Annotated in this window: 10 protein-coding genes; 2 read left to right on the forward strand and 8 right to left on the reverse strand. The window is 59.2% G+C overall.

What is annotated here, in order from left to right; all coding sequences use genetic code 11:
* The 8 genes from recD to K6958_RS16570 all read right to left on the reverse strand — a co-directional run bounded on the left by recD (nucleotide 1) and on the right by K6958_RS16570 (nucleotide 13,649).
* The gene (gene recD, locus K6958_RS16535; protein WP_249892126.1) at nucleotides 1–1,857 is read right to left on the reverse strand and encodes an exodeoxyribonuclease V subunit alpha; all 1,857 of its coding nucleotides are present in this window, start codon (nucleotides 1,855–1,857) and stop codon (nucleotides 1–3) included.
* On the reverse strand, nucleotides 1,854–5,396 hold the full coding sequence (recB, locus tag K6958_RS16540) for an exodeoxyribonuclease V subunit beta (protein ID WP_249892127.1): 3,543 nt from the start codon (nucleotides 5,394–5,396) through the stop codon (nucleotides 1,854–1,856). Before recB ends, recD begins: the two co-directional genes overlap by 4 nt.
* Entirely contained in the window at nucleotides 5,393–8,284 is a 2,892-nt protein-coding gene (gene ptrA / locus K6958_RS16545) for a pitrilysin (protein ID WP_249892128.1), read from the reverse strand. Before ptrA ends, recB begins: the two co-directional genes overlap by 4 nt.
* A 116-nt stretch (nucleotides 8,285–8,400) precedes the next feature.
* Entirely contained in the window at nucleotides 8,401–11,790 is a 3,390-nt protein-coding gene (gene recC / locus K6958_RS16550; RefSeq protein ID WP_249892129.1) for an exodeoxyribonuclease V subunit gamma, read from the reverse strand.
* A gap of 144 nt (nucleotides 11,791–11,934) precedes the next feature.
* Nucleotides 11,935–12,234 carry a prepilin-type N-terminal cleavage/methylation domain-containing protein gene (locus tag K6958_RS16555; RefSeq protein ID WP_249892130.1) on the reverse strand — a complete coding sequence of 100 codons (300 nt, stop codon included), beginning with the start codon at nucleotides 12,232–12,234 and terminating at the stop codon, nucleotides 11,935–11,937.
* A complete protein-coding gene (locus K6958_RS16560) occupies nucleotides 12,224–12,622 on the reverse strand; it encodes a DUF2509 family protein (RefSeq protein ID WP_249892131.1) in 399 nt (132 codons plus the stop codon). Before K6958_RS16560 ends, K6958_RS16555 begins: the two co-directional genes overlap by 11 nt.
* Before the next feature lie 26 nt (nucleotides 12,623–12,648).
* Nucleotides 12,649–13,194 (reverse strand): prepilin peptidase-dependent protein, encoded by a 546-nt coding sequence (locus tag K6958_RS16565; protein ID WP_249892132.1) that lies wholly within the window; start codon nucleotides 13,192–13,194, stop codon nucleotides 12,649–12,651.
* On the reverse strand, nucleotides 13,185–13,649 hold the full coding sequence (locus tag K6958_RS16570) for a prepilin-type N-terminal cleavage/methylation domain-containing protein (protein ID WP_249892133.1): 465 nt from the start codon (nucleotides 13,647–13,649) through the stop codon (nucleotides 13,185–13,187). Before K6958_RS16570 ends, K6958_RS16565 begins: the two co-directional genes overlap by 10 nt.
* 336 nt (nucleotides 13,650–13,985) lie before the next feature.
* Here K6958_RS16570 and K6958_RS16575 point away from each other — a divergent pair, with 336 nt between their 5' ends.
* Together K6958_RS16575 and ddpX are read left to right on the forward strand one after the other, a co-directional pair.
* The gene (locus tag K6958_RS16575; protein WP_249892134.1) at nucleotides 13,986–14,849 is read left to right on the forward strand and encodes a MurR/RpiR family transcriptional regulator; all 864 of its coding nucleotides are present in this window, start codon (nucleotides 13,986–13,988) and stop codon (nucleotides 14,847–14,849) included.
* 13 nt (nucleotides 14,850–14,862) lie between these two features.
* A complete protein-coding gene (gene ddpX / locus K6958_RS16580; protein ID WP_249892135.1) occupies nucleotides 14,863–15,450 on the forward strand; it encodes a D-alanyl-D-alanine dipeptidase in 588 nt (195 codons plus the stop codon).
* Nucleotides 15,451–15,452: the final 2 nt, after the last annotated feature.

Raw genomic sequence — 15,452 nt, forward strand, 5'->3', positions numbered from 1 at the left:
TTAAAAGTCTATTTCCTGATGCGGCGCGCTCAGGCGCTCCACCAACCCGCTGCGCCGCTGGGTACGCACGGCGACCGCGCGCGCAAAGATTTGCCGATCGGTATAGAGCGTTAACTGGCTGCGTGCGCGGGTAATGGCGGTATAGACCAGCTCCCGCGTCAGCACCGGCAAATAGTGATTCGGCAGCACCAGCGCCGTATGCTCGAACTCCGAGCCCTGCGATTTATGCACCGTCATCGCCCAGGCAGTATCGTGCGGCGGCAAGCGGCTTGGCTGTACTGCTTTAATCGAGCCATCCGGCAGCGGGAAAAACACCTTCAATGCCCCGCTGGCGTCGTTCATCGCGACCCCGATATCACCATTAAACAGCCCCAGCGCGCTGTCGTTGCGCGCAATCATTACCGGTCGACCAACATACCAGCGGCTTTGCGCCTGCGGCCGCCGGATTCGGCGCTGCTTCAGCAGCTGACGTTCGATACGCTCATTCAACCCCGCCACGCCAAACGGCCCTTCGCGCAGCGCGCACAGCAGCCGATAACGGGCAAAGGCCGCCAACACCTCCTGCGCATCCGCATTGCGCTGCAACAGCGTCAAATACTCTTCATAGCCGGCAATGCCCTGCTCTAACAGCTGCTGGTAATGCTCGGCGCTGCTTAGCTCGCTGCGGCAAATATCATCAAAGCCCGCGCCAAATACCTTCTCCGCCGCTTTGGCGTCGCCAGCGTTTACCGCCTGCGCCAGCTGACCGATGCCGGAGCGGGCATCGAAACGGTAGCTCTTGCGCAACAGGCAAATGCTGTCGCGCACGTTGGGCATCTCCTCGCCGTCCGCGCCATCCAGCTGACAGCCGGTCAGCTGCGCCAGTTGCCGGGCGCGCGCCGAGCTATAGCCCGCTTCGGCGCAGCGGCAAATATCGCCCAGCACCGCGCCCGCTTCGACCGAAGCCAGTTGATCGCGATCGCCAAGAAAAATCACCCGCGCCTGCTTCGGCAGAGCGGCAATCAGGTTGGCCATCATCGGCAAATCCACCATTGAGGCTTCATCCACCACCAGCACATCAAGATGCAGCGGGTTACCCGCATGGTAACGCAGGCGCTGGCTGTTGGGCTGAGCGCCCAGTAAACGGTGCAGCGTAGTCGCCTCTTCCGGAAAGGCGTTGCGCTCTGTATCGCTGAGCGTCAGCGCCTGCAGCGCTTTGCCCAACGATTCGGTTAAGCGCGCCGCGGCTTTACCGGTGGGCGCCGCCAGGCGAATACGCAGCTTCTGTGGAGAAAGGCGAATCAGCGCCGCCAGTAGTTTCGCCACGGTGGTAGTTTTGCCGGTGCCGGGACCGCCGGAAATTACTGAAATGTGACGGGTAATCGCCACGGCTGCAGCAATTTTCTGCCAGTCATCAGGGCGATCGCCGAACAACTCATTTAATATCTGTTGTAAATCGGCGTCGTTAAAAGCGGGTACGGCCTGCTCGGTAGCGATAAAGCGCGCCACATGACCTTCTCCGCGCCACATGCGATGCAGATAGAGCCGCTGCTGCGCCACCACCAGCGGCGTCGGTTTTGAGCCATCGCTTACCGCGTGGCTTTGCAGCAGCAAACGCTGCCAGTCTTCCGGCTGCCCTATTGTCTGCCAGATTTCGGCCGCCAGCTCCGGCTGACGTCCGGCAAACAGCTGGCCGTCACGAAAATGATCAAGCGGCAGGCAAACGTGCCCTTCTCCCGCCTCGGCGCTGACGCAGGCCGCAGCCAGCATCAGCGCGGGTTGTTCATCATCCGCCAGCATATGGGCGAACTGCAGATCCAGCGCGCGTATCAGGCGTTTATCCACCGCCTCGCGCAGCAACTCGCTCATTTTTCTCATTCCGCTTCCACCTTGTCTCCGGTAAACAGGCGATCCAGCGCCATGACAAAATCTGCAGACGGACGGTGATGAAACACGCCATTTTCACTGGCGCTGCCGTCCATTCCGCGCAAAAACAGGTAAAACACGCCGCCGAAGTGGCGCTGATAATCGTAATCCGCTACACGATGACGCAAATAGCGATGCAGCGCCAGCGTATAAAGCTGATACTGCAGATCGTAGCGGTGGCTAATCATCGCCTCCGCCATCGCCTGCGGCGTATAGGCTGCGCTCTCTTCGCCCAGCCAGTTAGATTTGTAATCCAGCAGGTAATATTTTCCCTGCCAGCAAAACACCAAATCGATAAAGCCTTTCAGCATCCCCTGCACCTGCTGAAAGTTCAGCTCTGGCGCCCGAGCCGACAAGCTATCGTGCTGACGCATAACCGCATCCAGCGCCGGTGCGGTCAGCAGCTGATGCATCGGCAGATAAAACTCCAGCTCCACCAGATAGCGGCCCGGCGTTAGCCCTGCCAGGTGGATGCCTTCCTGATTCAGCGGCGTTTGCAATACCCGGCTAATCCAGTCGGAAAGCATCGGCAGCCACTGTTCGCCAAAGCCGGCCAACTGCAGCTGTTCCGCCAGCCACGCTTCATCCGGCGGCTGGTTAAAATCCAGCGTTTCAAACAGGCCATGCAGAAAAGTGCCCGGCGAAGCGCCGCGCGGAAAGGTATGCGGCGTTAGCGCCGGCGCGGCAACCTCAGCGGTTTCGCCCGCCGCATCAATATCAAAACGCGGCGCCAGATCGATGGCCACCGTCGGGCCGTGCTGCTGCAGGCCAGAGTAGCTGGTCACGCGCCAGTGATCCTGCAGCGGACGGGAAATCACCGGGCTATCCAGCTCCGGCATACGATCGCCCTCCGGCTGCCAGCGCCCTTCCGGGGCCTCATCCGGCATCACTACCTCTACCGCGTCGTTGCTTAAGCTATGCAGCGCTTCCTGCAATCCGCTGGCGTTTAGCGCCTCGCCCCGCTGGACCAGGTAACCCACCGCGCTTTTATGCAGGTCGCTGTTACCCTCTTTTTTACGGTTGCCCTTAATCAGCGGCGCAATGCCGATGCTGCAATGATAAACCGAGCGGGTCAGCGCGACATACAGCAGACGTAGGTCCTCCGCCAACCGCTCCTGCTCCGCCAGCGCCAGGCTCTCTTCGTCGTCGCTCAAATCGAGCAGCGCCTGAAATGTCTCGCGATCGTGATAAAGCCCCTGCGCTGCTTCACGGAAGTTAGCGGCAAATGGCAACCAGACCAGCGGATATTCCAGCCCTTTGGATTTGTGGATTGTGACAATCTGCACCAGATGGCGGTCGCTTTCCAGACGCAGCTGCTGGCTGGCGGACTGATGGTTAGGCTGCGCGATTTGCTGCGCCAGCCAGCGCACCAACGCATGTTCGCTATCCAGCTGCGCGGCTGCTTCCTGCAACAGCTCGCCAAGATGCAGCAGATCGGTCAAACGCCGTTCGCCGCTTTCGGAAGCCAGCAGATTTTCGGCGATATTGCGCCGGGTCATCAGCTCACGCAGCATCGGCAATACGCCGCGCTGTTGCCAGCGCTGACGATAGGCGGCGAACTCTTCCACCAGCGCATCCCAGCGCTCTTCATCCTGACTCATAGCATCGATAGTGACCGCATCCAGTCCTAAAATACTGGTAGCCAGCGCGCTGCGCAGGGTGCGCTCCAGCTCCGGGGCCAGCACCGCCTGCAGCAGCCACAGCAGCTCGCGCGCTTCCGGCGTGGTAAATACGCTGTCGCGGTTGGATAAATAGACCGAGGGAATATTCAGGCTTTCCAGCGCATCGCGAATTACCGCCGCCTCGCTGCGGCTACGCACCAGCACGGTAATGTCTGAGGCTCTGACCGCGCGCTGGGCGCCCTGCTTGCCCACCTGCGCCTCGCCGCGCAGGCCGGCCTGCAGCCAGTGCAGTATCTCCGCCGCGCACTGGCGCGCCATCCACTGCTGGTATTCGCTCACGCCAACGCCTTCACCGGGCTGCAGCCAGAAGCGCAGCGCTGGCTGCTCTGCGCCGTCCAGCTGAAAACCGCGCGTTTCGTTAGGCGGCGCGGCGTTAACCTCAATAAAAGGGATCTGGCTGAACAGAAAAGGATTTTCCAGCCGGGAAAACAGCTGGTTGACGCTGGCAACCATCGCTGGCGATGAACGCCAGTTAGTGTCCAGCGTGTAGTGAGCGCTAATTTCGCTACGGGCGCGCATATAGGTAAAAATATCCGCGCCGCGAAAGGCGTAAATCGCCTGTTTGGGATCGCCAATCAGCAGCAGCGCGTTTTCCGGCTGCGCAATATAAAGCCGCCGGAAGATACGATACTGCTGCGGGTCGGTATCCTGGAATTCATCGATCAGCGCTACCGGGTAACGGGCGCGAATAGCCTCCGCCAGCAGATCGCCACCAGGCTGCTGCAGCGCCTCATCCAGGCGGCTAAGCAGATCATCAAAGCCGAGCAGCGCCCGCAGCTTTTTCTCTCTACGGGTCGCCAGGCGGATCTCGTCCAGCGCCCGGGCAATAATCAGATCGCGCAGTGACAGCGGCTCGGCGAAAAAGTCATCTACCGCGACAAACAGCGGATGGCGTGGTGGCTCGCCCTTTTTGGTTTTTTCCAGCAGCACGCTCTGCCGAAAGCGCACCAGATCTTTCGGCACCGCGTAGCTTTGCGTCTCTTCGTCAACCCAGGCCGCAACGTTATTCAGCCAGGCAGGTAAATGCTTACTGCTGTAGCTTCGCTTATCGACGCCGGATTTTTCAATCAGCTCACGCAGTTCCGCCGCCGCCGCGCGCCACTGAGCCTTGAGGTTATCAATGCGCGCCACGATCTTCTCATGGCGCTGCGCCAGGGTTTCTTCGCCATCCGGCGCATATTTTAACGCGGGCGATTCGCCGTGTAGCCACGGCGTTAAGGTGCCAAGCAGTTGCTCCGGCCCGGTCCATTCCTGCGCAATCACCTTAGCGATGGTCAGCGGCAGCGGATAACAGTGGCGACGCCAGAAGTCTGCGGCCGCCTGACGGCGCAGCGCAGACTCATCCTCAATCAGCTGCTGTTCAAACAGCATGCCGGACTCAAAGGCGTTGAGATTCAGCATGCGCTGGCAAAAACCGTGGATAGTGAATATCGCCGCCTCATCCATTTGCCGCTCGGCGGCCAACAGCAGCGCGGCGGCATCGGCAGGGTCGTTAATTTCCTGCATCAGCGCCGCCAGCATCGGGTTAGCGCTGCTACCGCGCACGCAGGCCAGCCGCAGCTCGTGGATATTCTGCCGAATACGTCCCCGCAGTTCAGCGGTGGCCGCCTCGGTAAAGGTCACCACCAGGATCTCTTCAACCGATAGCGGACGGTGGAAAGCATTATCCCGCCCGAGGCCGAGTAATAGCCTCAGGTAGAGTATGCCGATAGTAAAGGTTTTTCCGGTTCCCGCTGACGCCTCGATAAGCCGCTCCCCATGGAGCGGCAGTGTTAGCGGATCGAGCCGCTGCGGATTGTTGTCACTCATTTCTTCTCGCTTGTTACCGGCAGCGATTGCTGCAGGCTGCTGACGTTTGGCCAGGTTTTCCAGCCTTGCGGTGCGGCATAGTCAGCTTTTCCATGCTGGCTGCCGGAGATTTGCGACAGCATAGCCAGGCCCTGCTTCGCGATCACCGCCCGGTGGAAGAAATCCGCCAGGCTCTGCGGCGTCAGCGTTTTAATTTGTTCAATGACTTTTTTTCGGGTATCAAAGGCGTAATTTTCCCGATAAAAATCTTTCACATAACGTCCCGCCTCTTCATCCAGCGTTTGCGGACGCTGTTGCAGTTCATTAATCAGCGCCGTCTGGTACTGTGCGAAATCCTGCTGGCTCATCGCCCGCAGGCGCTTTTCAGCCTCAGGATAGAAGGCTTCATAGCGCTGTAGCAGCAGCGCGGGCTGTTTGCTGTTGCTTTGCAGCAGGAAACCGATGCCCCACTGGCGGCCAACCGGCATCTGGAAAGTAAATACCGCATAGCCAAGCTGCTGCTGGGTACGTAACTGGTTATAAAACCAGGGTTGTATAATCTGACTCAACAGCGTGCTGTTGGCAATCCCCTGATCTTCGCTATAGCCAACGGGAACATAGATAGCGGCCAGCGCCGAGTCGCTGCTGCTGCCCGCTTTCTGAATATTGGCGCGCAGCGGCTGTTTGATAGTGACATATTCGTTGTGCCACCAGCTTTTACCCTGGCAGTTCAGCTGCTGTTTCACCTCATGCGCCAGCGATTCCACCGCCTGCGGCGACATATTCCCCACTACCAGCAGTTCCGGCGTCGCCTGTCCCACCAGCATACGGCGGTAGTCGTTCAGCTCTTTCAGGGTGATGGAATCCAGCAGTTCGCGGCGCTCGCTGCGTTCGGTATAGGGCAGCTGCGACAGCATCTGTACCGGCTGAATCGCCTGTTCAAAGGCTTTACCTTTCTCCGCCGCATCCAGCTGCTGTTTATACCAGGACTTCGCCTGCGCCAGCAGATCTTCCGTCGGAACATAGTTAACGTAGCCCTGCAGCAGGGTAATCAGCAGTTTCGGCAACCGCTGGGTAAAACCGCTGGCGCTCAGGGTAACGCCATCGTCGCCGCTGGTGGAAAAGCTGATGCCGCCCACCGACGCCTGCGAGCTCAGCTCATCCAGCGCCACGCCCGCCAGGTAATCATTCAGGGCGAACAGTACCTGATTGCGGGCGTTACCCATTGCCGCTTTATTACGCAACGCCAGCATAATATTGGCCTTCGGCTCGCTGGCGTAATAGCGGCTCGGCATATAAAAGGCGCGCAGCCCCGGCTCATTAATCAGCGGCTGCGGATGCGTTATCGGCTTTTCCGCGGCGGGGATCAGGCTAAAGTCATCGGGAATGTAGGGGTTCAGCTCAGGCAGAGCCAGCTTGATCCCAGCGGCCTCCTGCTGCCACTTGTCGAACTGCCCGGCATTGATCTTATCGACCTGATAAGGCGCATCGACAAAATAAGCGACTTTATTGTGCGGCTCGTCGGGGCTGATATACCAGATACGTGCGTTCTGCGGCGTCATGTCCTGCAGGCGTGCATTAATTTCCGCCGCATCGTAGCGGTCGGCAAGATAGGGCGCATCCAGCGTATGCTCGACCGGCACCCGCAGCATGGTATCCACCAGCCATTCGATATAGTCCATATCGCGCGTAATCGACGGATAGCGAAAATCCAGGTTCAGCACATGCGCCATTTCATCGAAATAGCGTTTATCGATGCCCTGGTCGCGCAGCATCGCCAGATAGTCAAAAATCGCCGCCACCACCCGATCGCGCTGCGCCAGGCCTTTATCGGTCAGCGAGACGTTAATCGCGAAAATGCCGCCGTTACGCGTGATCACCGGATCGGCCCCGGCATCAACCGAATCGGCCAGCCCCTGGCTTTGCAACCAGTCGGAAAGCGTATCTTTACTGCGATTGCCGATCAGATAGCTGATTAAAGTATCGGTTTTGCTGCGAAAGCGATCGGCATTGTTATCAATACGGAACTCTACCCGCAGCTGTTTACGCGGCTGGGCCGGCACATAATGGATAATAATGCCTTTTTGCTGTTCGGTGACCGCCGGGACATTGATGGCCGGTACGCTGGCCTGATGATTGCTCACCCGCCCAAAGGTCTGTGCGGCGATCGCAGCCAGTTCCGGCAGCGGCTTGTTGCTGTAGATCACCGCTTTCATCAGGTTAGCTGAGTAGTACTGCTGATAAAACTGGCGCAGCGCATCGTGCAGCTTGCTGTCCGGTTTGTCGCTCAGCGTCTCCAGGTTGCCGCCGGAGAAGCGCGCCGCCGGATGCGCCGGGTTCAGCGTTTCCGCGCCCACCTGCGCCATACGGTGCCCGTCACGAGAGCGCGCCATAGTTAGCTCAGCATTAACGGCATTGCGCTCGCGATCGGCGTTAACCGGATCGAGCAGCGGCTCGGCGATGGCGTCCGCCAGGCGATCGACAGCCGGAGCCAGCGCATCATTTTCCACTTCCAGGTAGTAAGCGGTGCGATAAGAGGCGGTGCTGGCGTTATGGCTGCCGCCATGCCTTTTCAGAAACTCCGCCAGATTATCCGGCTGCGGATAGCGCTTCGATCCCATCAGCACCATATGCTCAAGGTAGTGCGCCAGGCCCAGCTGCCGATCGGGATCGTCGAGCGAACCGATCGGCAGCGTCAGCGCGGCCAGCGATTTCGTTGCCTGCGGATCGGAAACCAGCAGTACCGTCATTCCGTTATCCAGACGAACCGCCTGATAATGTCGCGGATCTTTATCACTTTTTTGAATGACTCGATCGATCGGTTGCCAGCCTTTTTCAGCGCTGGCCGCATGAGCGAACATGGTAAATATCAGTAACAGACTGGCTGTCCAGACAGCGTACTTTCGCATTTAGTCCCCTTGAGTTTTATCCTTTTCTCCAACGCGGTGTCGCTGGTCAATACACATATCACTACAAACTGGCGGATCAATCCTCCGCCAGCCACTTCTGATGCGGGTCAAATCAGCTACTCATCATTTTTCTGCGTATCGCTGCGGTTAAAACGCAGCAGCGGCAACAGCCACTGCTCGGCAGCGGCGCAAATGGCATCCAGCTGCGCCGCTTCCAGCGTACGGAACAGGCGCTGCAGATAGGGATCGCTGCCTTCGCCCTCCAGCTGATAGTTGCCCTGCCAGGCGGTCAACAGCTTCGCTCGCGCTTTGGCCTGCGTAGCCTCATCCATCAGCATGACGTCGTTTTTGGCGTCGTAGCTCGCTTCCAGCCAGGCGCCGCCGGTTTTCGTCAGCAGCAGCAGCGGCGAACACATGCCGTCACGATAGCCTTCGACATAGCGCGTCAGCCACGTCTGCGCCTGCTGCGCATCGACCGCGTCAAAGCACCAACTACTCTCTTTGCGTCCCAGCATACGGCTCTGCCCTTTTCCACCCAGCGCGCACCAGGCCAGATGCTCCAGCCACAGCGCCAGCCCATCGGTAAAGTTCAGCACGCCAGGGCGCCAACGCAATAGGCCGCTTTCCTGCACCTGCGGCAGCCAGCCGTTCAGTTTAACGCCCGCGATAGTCAGGTCGATCTCCACGCTGCGGCTTTCAGCGCGCAGCTCTCTGACCTGTTCCGCCAGCGGCGTCATCTCTTCCTGCTGCGTTTGCCAGAATAGTTCGCCGAAGGCGCCGTACGGTAATACCCCCGCCGCACGATGATGATTGAATAAGCGCTGGGTATCTTCCTCTTCAATCAGCGCGTTGAGCAACTGAGCGTTGATTTGATAACGATCGAGCGCATCCAACACGAACGGCTCGGCATCAGGCAACTCGGTCTGCTCCAGCGCGAAACTCACGCCAAGGCGCATGGTAAAGAAAGCGCGTACCGGGTGACGCCAGAAACGCAGCAACTGCTCAAAGCTCAGCTCATCTATTTCCAGCGGCTGTAGCGGTTGTATAAATGGCGGATGCGGCTCGCCGCTGCCGCGCGCCGCGGGCAGCCACTCCTGCGCAAAGCTGCGGTATTCCGCCTGCGGCGCAAAGTTCTGCGGATCAAACGGCATCCGGCTATGCAGGCAGTGCAGGTGCGCCAGCACCCGCTGGGCGCTGCTGTCAACGTCCAGCGCTTCGTCACCCGGCAGATGAAAACTTTGCCCAATGTAATCCACCAGTTCAGTGACCAGCACCGAGGGATATCGTTCCGTATTATCCTGAATCGAGCGGCCAATATAGCTGATATAGAGTTTCTGCTGGGCCGAAAGCAGCGCTTCCAGAAACAGGAAGCGGTCATCATCGCGGCGGCTGCGGTCGCCTTTTTGCGGCTGCTGCGCCATCAAATCAAACCCCAGCGGCGGCAGCGTGCGCGGATAGACGCCATCATTCATGCCCAGCAGGCAAACCACGCGAAACGGCACCGAACGCATCGGCATCAGGGTACAGAAGTTAACCGGCCCCGCCAGAAAACGCTGGCTGATACGCTGTTGATCGAGGCGCGCGGCCAGCTCATCGCGCAGCAGCGTGGCCGGAACGCTATCGACATAGCGCGCCTGCAGGCCATAAGCCATTACCTGCTGCCACTGCTCTTCAATCAGCATCAGCGCGGCATCGGTATTTACATCGGCAGCGAAAAAGGTTTGCAGCATTTCACGGCACAGCGGCTGCCAGTCGCTAAGCGTACGCGGCTGGGCCAGGATCTGTCGCCAGTGGTTAAGCTGCATCAACAGTTCGGCCAGATTACCCGCCAGCTCGGCAATCAGCCCGCTTGATTCATCGTAAGGCAGGATGCCGTCCCAGTCGCCGTGGGCACTTTCCATCGCATAACCGAGCAGCATGCGGGTAATGCCGAAGCGCCAGGTGTGCTGGCCGGTCGGCGGTAGTTCCAGCTCACGCACATTATCATCATCCAACCCCCAGCGAATGCCGGACTCCTCTACCCACATGCGTAAGCGGCGCAGCCCCTCTTCATCAATCGCAAAGCGCGCCGCCAGCGCCGGTACCTCCAGCAGCGCCAGCACCTCTTCACAGGCGAAGCGGCTATCAGGTAACGCCAGCAGGTTGATAAAAGCCATGATCGCCGGATGGGCAAAGCTGGCGCGACGATCCGAAATGGCAAACGGCAGATAGCGATCTGACGATGCGTTGCCGAATACCGCCTGAATATAGGGCGTATAGGCATCGATATCGGCCACCATCACGATAATATCGCGCGCCGTTAACGAGGGGTCCGCCTCCATCATCGCCAACAGCTGATCCTGCAACACTTCCACTTCGCGCTGCGGACTGTGGCAAACATGCACCACTACGGAACGATCCTGCGGATCGAGACCGCGTTTTTTATGGCTGCTTTGCAGCTCTTCTGCGTCCAGCCCGATGACGGCGTTATCTTCCAGCTCTAACAGATCGTGCTGCAACGCCTGCAATAGCGTATCTTCCGGCACCTCAACGAAAGCATCGATTTCCCGCGCCTCCATTTGCGCCAGCAGATAAAGGTTATCGCGCCCCAGCTTGCCCCATGAAGCCAGCAGCGGGTTAGTGAGCTGCTGTTCGCCGGCATCGTTAAACAGAGAAGAGGCGGCCTCGGGATCGCGGAACAGGGCGATCTCCTGCTGTTGCTGATGATGACGACGGCGGCGGCTCTGGAGTTTCGCCAGAAAAGCGTAATCCTGAATATCGCCCCAATAGTGCCGACAGGGGTTAGTAAACAGCAGATGAATATCGATATGCTGGCCCAGCGCCTGCAATGCCTGCAGGTAGACCGGCGGCAGCGCGGAGATGCCGCAGATAAAGACGCGATCCGGCAGGCCCGCCGGCCGCGACTCGCTGCTTTCCAGCTTTTGAATAAAGCGCGCATAGAGGTTGGCGCGATGCCATTCCGGCTGTTCGAGGTCGCGGGTATACTCCACCAGCGCGGCCCACAGCGGCGCCTGCCACTGCTGCGCCTCGCCCAGCCCTTCGATCATTTTTCCCTGCTGCCAGCTGTTCAGCCATTCAGGACGGTAGACCAGATACTGGTCATAGAGATCGGCCACGCGCGAAGCCAGCTGAAATAGCTTACGCTTGTCGTCGTCGTCGTTGAGATAGTGCTGCAGCGGACGAAACGCCTCCTGCCGCAGCAGGTCAGGCAGCAGCGTCATGAGTTTCCAGCTCATGCTGGCTTTATTAAAGGCACTCTCTTTGGGGATGCCGGGCAGGACGCGCACAAACATATCCCAGATAAAAGAAGCGGGCAGCGGAAAAGCGATATTCGCCGCAATGCCGAACTGCTGGGCCAGCTGCATCTGTAGCCACTGCGCCATGCCCGGGCTTTGCACCAGCACCACTTCGGACTGAAAAGGATCGCGTAACGGTTCGTTTTCAATCAGATACGCCGCCAGCGATTTAAGAATATCGAGCTGGTTGGAGTGATAAACCGTAAACATGTTGGCTCCTGTTCAGTGCTGCTACTGCGCGTTAGCGCGGGGACACTCTACCCCTTAAATACGCTAATGCAACCGTCGCGCAAAAAAAGCGCAAAATTACGATTAATGAAAGGCGCCCGTCGGGAAATTTCGCACTGGGAAACCTTATTTATTACAGCGCAGCTCGCTCAGCGTAACAGGTAACAGGCCGGGCCGGGAAGCTGTAGCCTGCCATAACAGGCAGCCTTCCACCGCTGGCAGCGAGCGTAGCGTGGTTTGCCAGCCTACGCTCTCCTGCCCTTGCAGACGCCTTGCCGCAACGCGCCACGCTTCGCGCTGCTGCCACTGTTGATAAAAGCCTGCCGTCAGGCGCTGCTGATAATGAAGCAACGCCGTTAAACTGATGGCAAACAGCAGCAGCGCCAGCAGCGTTTCCACCAGGCTAAAGCCGCCTTCACTTTTCATCAGGAAAACAGTGTGCAGGCGGCGAGAGCGGACAATAGTCGAGCCAACCGTGTGCGCGTGTTTGCCAGCGCCCCGCTTCTCCCGGCGTCAGCCACTGCCATAGCGCCAGAGTTTCGCCGCCGGATGTGGTGCCGGCGCTGCGCAACAGCGCTTCATCGCGGCTCAGCCGCAGCAGGCAGGCGCGCCAGCCAAACTGCGGCTGCCGTTGGCAATGCCAGCCCTGATGGACCGGCCAGGCAAGCCGTGCGCCCCAGGCGAGCGCCGAAAGCGCCTGATGCTGCTCCAGCAGAAACTGGCGCTCATCCGCCACCAGCGACAGCGCTCCCGCCAGCTGTTGACGAGTGGCCTGCAGCAGGCCTGAGCCCAGCAGCAGGATCAGGAGCACCATCGCTATCGCTACGCCGCCATCCTGTTTTACGGCGCATTGTGGGCGCTGACCACGCTCTGCAGCCGAAGCGGGCTGGCGGGAAGAGCCGAGGATGCGCCGCCGAGCGTTATCCTTATCTGCCGTTCGTCGCGGGTAAAAACCAGTTGGTTGATGGTGAGCATGGCCGGTTCGGAAAGGCTCTCCCAGCCGCTGCCGTTGCAGCTGCTCACGCCGCGCTGCATCTCCAGCCTTTGATTGCGCAGTCGGTATCCGTACCATTCGCTCTCCTCATGCTCTGGCCCTTCCCAGCGGCCGTTGCTGTTTTCATCCCACCTGACCAGCAGGCAATGCTGTTGAATGATGAGCGGCGTTCCCTGACAAAGTCCGTGACAGTAGCCGGCACGCCGAATCGCCTTTTCCAGCAGGTTCATTATTTGCTGGAGATCTTCCTGTAACCTTACCTGGCTTTGCAGCTGCAGGTTTTGCCGCTGCAGATGCGGCAGCAGACGCAGCGCTCCCAACATTAAAATGCCGCTCAGCGCCATCGCGATCAGCATTTCCATCAGGCTAAACCCGGCGGCTTTTAGCGACATGGCGCGACCTGACAAAGACGGATGCGGCCCCGTGAGGAGATAATCACGCGCCAGCGCAGCGCGCCTTCGCCAAAGATAATGTGTCCCGCTTTCGCCACGTTGCGTTTGCCGTAAAAACCCGGATCGCCCTCGATGGCGATAATAGCCACCTGCGCATGCGGCGCCAGCAGCTGTAAACGGCGCCCGCGCTCGCAGCCTGCCGCAGGCACGGTTCCGCTGCCCAGGCACCAGCGCTCGCCCGTCAGCAGCCACAACGGCTGCTCCCGGTTGTGCCAGTTGGCCCACGCCCGTACGCCATGTAAAAAGCGCAGCAGCTGGTGGGCGGTCTCCTGCATGCGCTGACGCTGCTGCCAGCTTTGCCAACCCTGCAATGAAGCAAGGCTCAGCAGAGCGGCGATAGCCAGCACCAGCAGTAGTTCCACCAGAGTGTATCCATCCGTTCGCGTTTTTTTCATCACGCTATTGTGCCGCGCTGAAGACGAGCCGCCAGCGCGTTATCTGAGGATTGCAGCCGCGCTTCCCGTTTTTTTCATGTGGTTGCAGCGGCTTGCGCAGCGCTGCGAGACTTGCCGCATACCGTATTCCTGCGTATTCCCCGGCTACGGCTGCACCAAAAATGCGCCATGCTGCACATTTGTTGAGCTTTTGTTAAGACATAATCAACGTCATCGCGCGTTTTTCCTGCCACAGCGCGGCGTTGCCTGCCGCTTAAACCTGGCATGACTTCTGCTTTGTTAAACCAATAACAGCATGACCTACGCTGACAGCGTAATAACATTAAGGTGGCGAGAATGGATAAGCCGACGTTAATTGCCCGCATTGAGAACACTTTTGCGCAGCAAACGCCAAGCGGCAAACGCATTGCTGGCTGGCTGCTGGCCCATACGCCGCAAATCCCGTTCGAGACCGCCGACAGCATCGCCCGCGCTACCGGAACCAGCGGCATTACCGTTGGCCGCTATTTACGCCGGTTGGGCTACCGCAATCTTGATGAAGTTCGCCAAAGCCTGCGTGACACGCCGCAGATAATCTACAAGCCCTGGGGCGTGGTCGATCGCCTCGACTCGTGGCAGCAGCAGCAGCAGCAGCCCGATCGCTATCACCAGTCGCTGGCGCTGGAGCTGGATGCGATTACGCAGGTTTATCAGCTGGCGCAAAGCGAGGCGTTTAACCGTATCAGCCAGCGGCTGGCTCACGCCGAGGCGGTATTTGTGCTGGGCATCCAGTCCACGCGCGGCATCGCCAACGCCTTTTTTAGCCATCTGGAGTATTTGCGTCCGCACGTCAGCTATGTGGACGGGCTGTCAGGAAGCTGGATCGAGACGCTTAATTCCGCATTCGCCTCACCCTATGTGGTGGTGACCGATACGCGCGCCTATTCCGCCATTGCCCGACATTTTTGCCGCGTCGCCTGCGAACGTCAGATGTCGCTGGCGTTGGTCACCGACCTCTGGTGTCCGTGGGCGCGCGATTATCCGCTGGATTTACTGCAGGTTAAAACCGATACCGGCCATTTTTGGGATTCGCTGGCGCCGCTGAGCTGCCTGTTTAATCTGCTGCTTTCCGCCGTGGTTGAACAGCTTGGCGATCGGCTGGCTGACAGACTGGCGATTAATCGTCAGCTACAGCAGGAGTTTGGACAATTTGAACGCTAACCAGGGGATACGCATGACGCAGGAAGTAGAACTGGTCGATCTGGCCGAGACGTTTCCACAGCTGGAGATCGACCTGAAATATGCCACTCCGGACAACATTACCGGCTACGCCATCTATCAGCAGGCGCGCTGTTTGCTGCATCCCGACGCGGCGAAAGCGCTGGCCCGCAGCGTTGAGGCGGCGCGTCTGGCCGGTCTGACGCTGGTGGTCTATGACGCGTGGCGTCCGCAGCTGGCGCAGCAGCATCTCTGGCTGGCCTGCCCGGACCCGCAATATGTAATGGCCGTTTCGCTGGGCTCTCACCACAGCCGCGGCACTGCCATCGACGTTACGCTGCGCGACGAGGCGGGCCATCTGCTGGATATGGGCAGCGCCTTTGACGAGATGAATACGCGTTCGCATCTCTGGAGTCCCGATATCTCTGCCCCGGCGCACCGTAACCGTCTGCTGCTGAGCGCCATTATGCAGGCTGGCGGCTTTGTTGGCATCAACAGCGAGTGGTGGCATTTCGAGCTGCCTGATTCTGTTCGCTATCCGCTGCTCAGCGATCGTTTTAGCTGCCCCGCGCTTCCTTCTATAACAACAGCCCGTTCATTTTAACC

Origin of the sequence: Mixta hanseatica (genome assembly GCF_023517775.1) — a bacterium.
Lineage (GTDB): Bacteria > Pseudomonadota > Gammaproteobacteria > Enterobacterales > Enterobacteriaceae > Mixta > Mixta hanseatica.

What these genes read in the sequence shown, in the direction of transcription:
- K6958_RS16560 (WP_249892131.1), bottom strand. Translation starts at nt 12,622, where the DNA reads ATGGTGCTCCTGATCCTGCTGCTGGGCTCAGGCCTGCTGCAGGCCACT.
- recD (WP_249892126.1), bottom strand. Translation starts at nt 1,857, where the DNA reads ATGAGAAAAATGAGCGAGTTGCTGCGCGAGGCGGTGGATAAACGCCTG.
- ptrA (WP_249892128.1), bottom strand. Translation starts at nt 8,284, where the DNA reads ATGCGAAAGTACGCTGTCTGGACAGCCAGTCTGTTACTGATATTTACC.
- recC (WP_249892129.1), bottom strand. Translation starts at nt 11,790, where the DNA reads ATGTTTACGGTTTATCACTCCAACCAGCTCGATATTCTTAAATCGCTG.
- K6958_RS16555 (WP_249892130.1), bottom strand. Translation starts at nt 12,234, where the DNA reads ATGAAAAGTGAAGGCGGCTTTAGCCTGGTGGAAACGCTGCTGGCGCTG.
- recB (WP_249892127.1), bottom strand. Translation starts at nt 5,396, where the DNA reads ATGAGTGACAACAATCCGCAGCGGCTCGATCCGCTAACACTGCCGCTC.
- K6958_RS16575 (WP_249892134.1), top strand. Translation starts at nt 13,986, where the DNA reads ATGGATAAGCCGACGTTAATTGCCCGCATTGAGAACACTTTTGCGCAG.
- ddpX (WP_249892135.1), top strand. Translation starts at nt 14,863, where the DNA reads ATGACGCAGGAAGTAGAACTGGTCGATCTGGCCGAGACGTTTCCACAG.
- K6958_RS16570 (WP_249892133.1), bottom strand. Translation starts at nt 13,649, where the DNA reads ATGAAAAAAACGCGAACGGATGGATACACTCTGGTGGAACTACTGCTG.
- K6958_RS16565 (WP_249892132.1), bottom strand. Translation starts at nt 13,194, where the DNA reads ATGTCGCTAAAAGCCGCCGGGTTTAGCCTGATGGAAATGCTGATCGCG.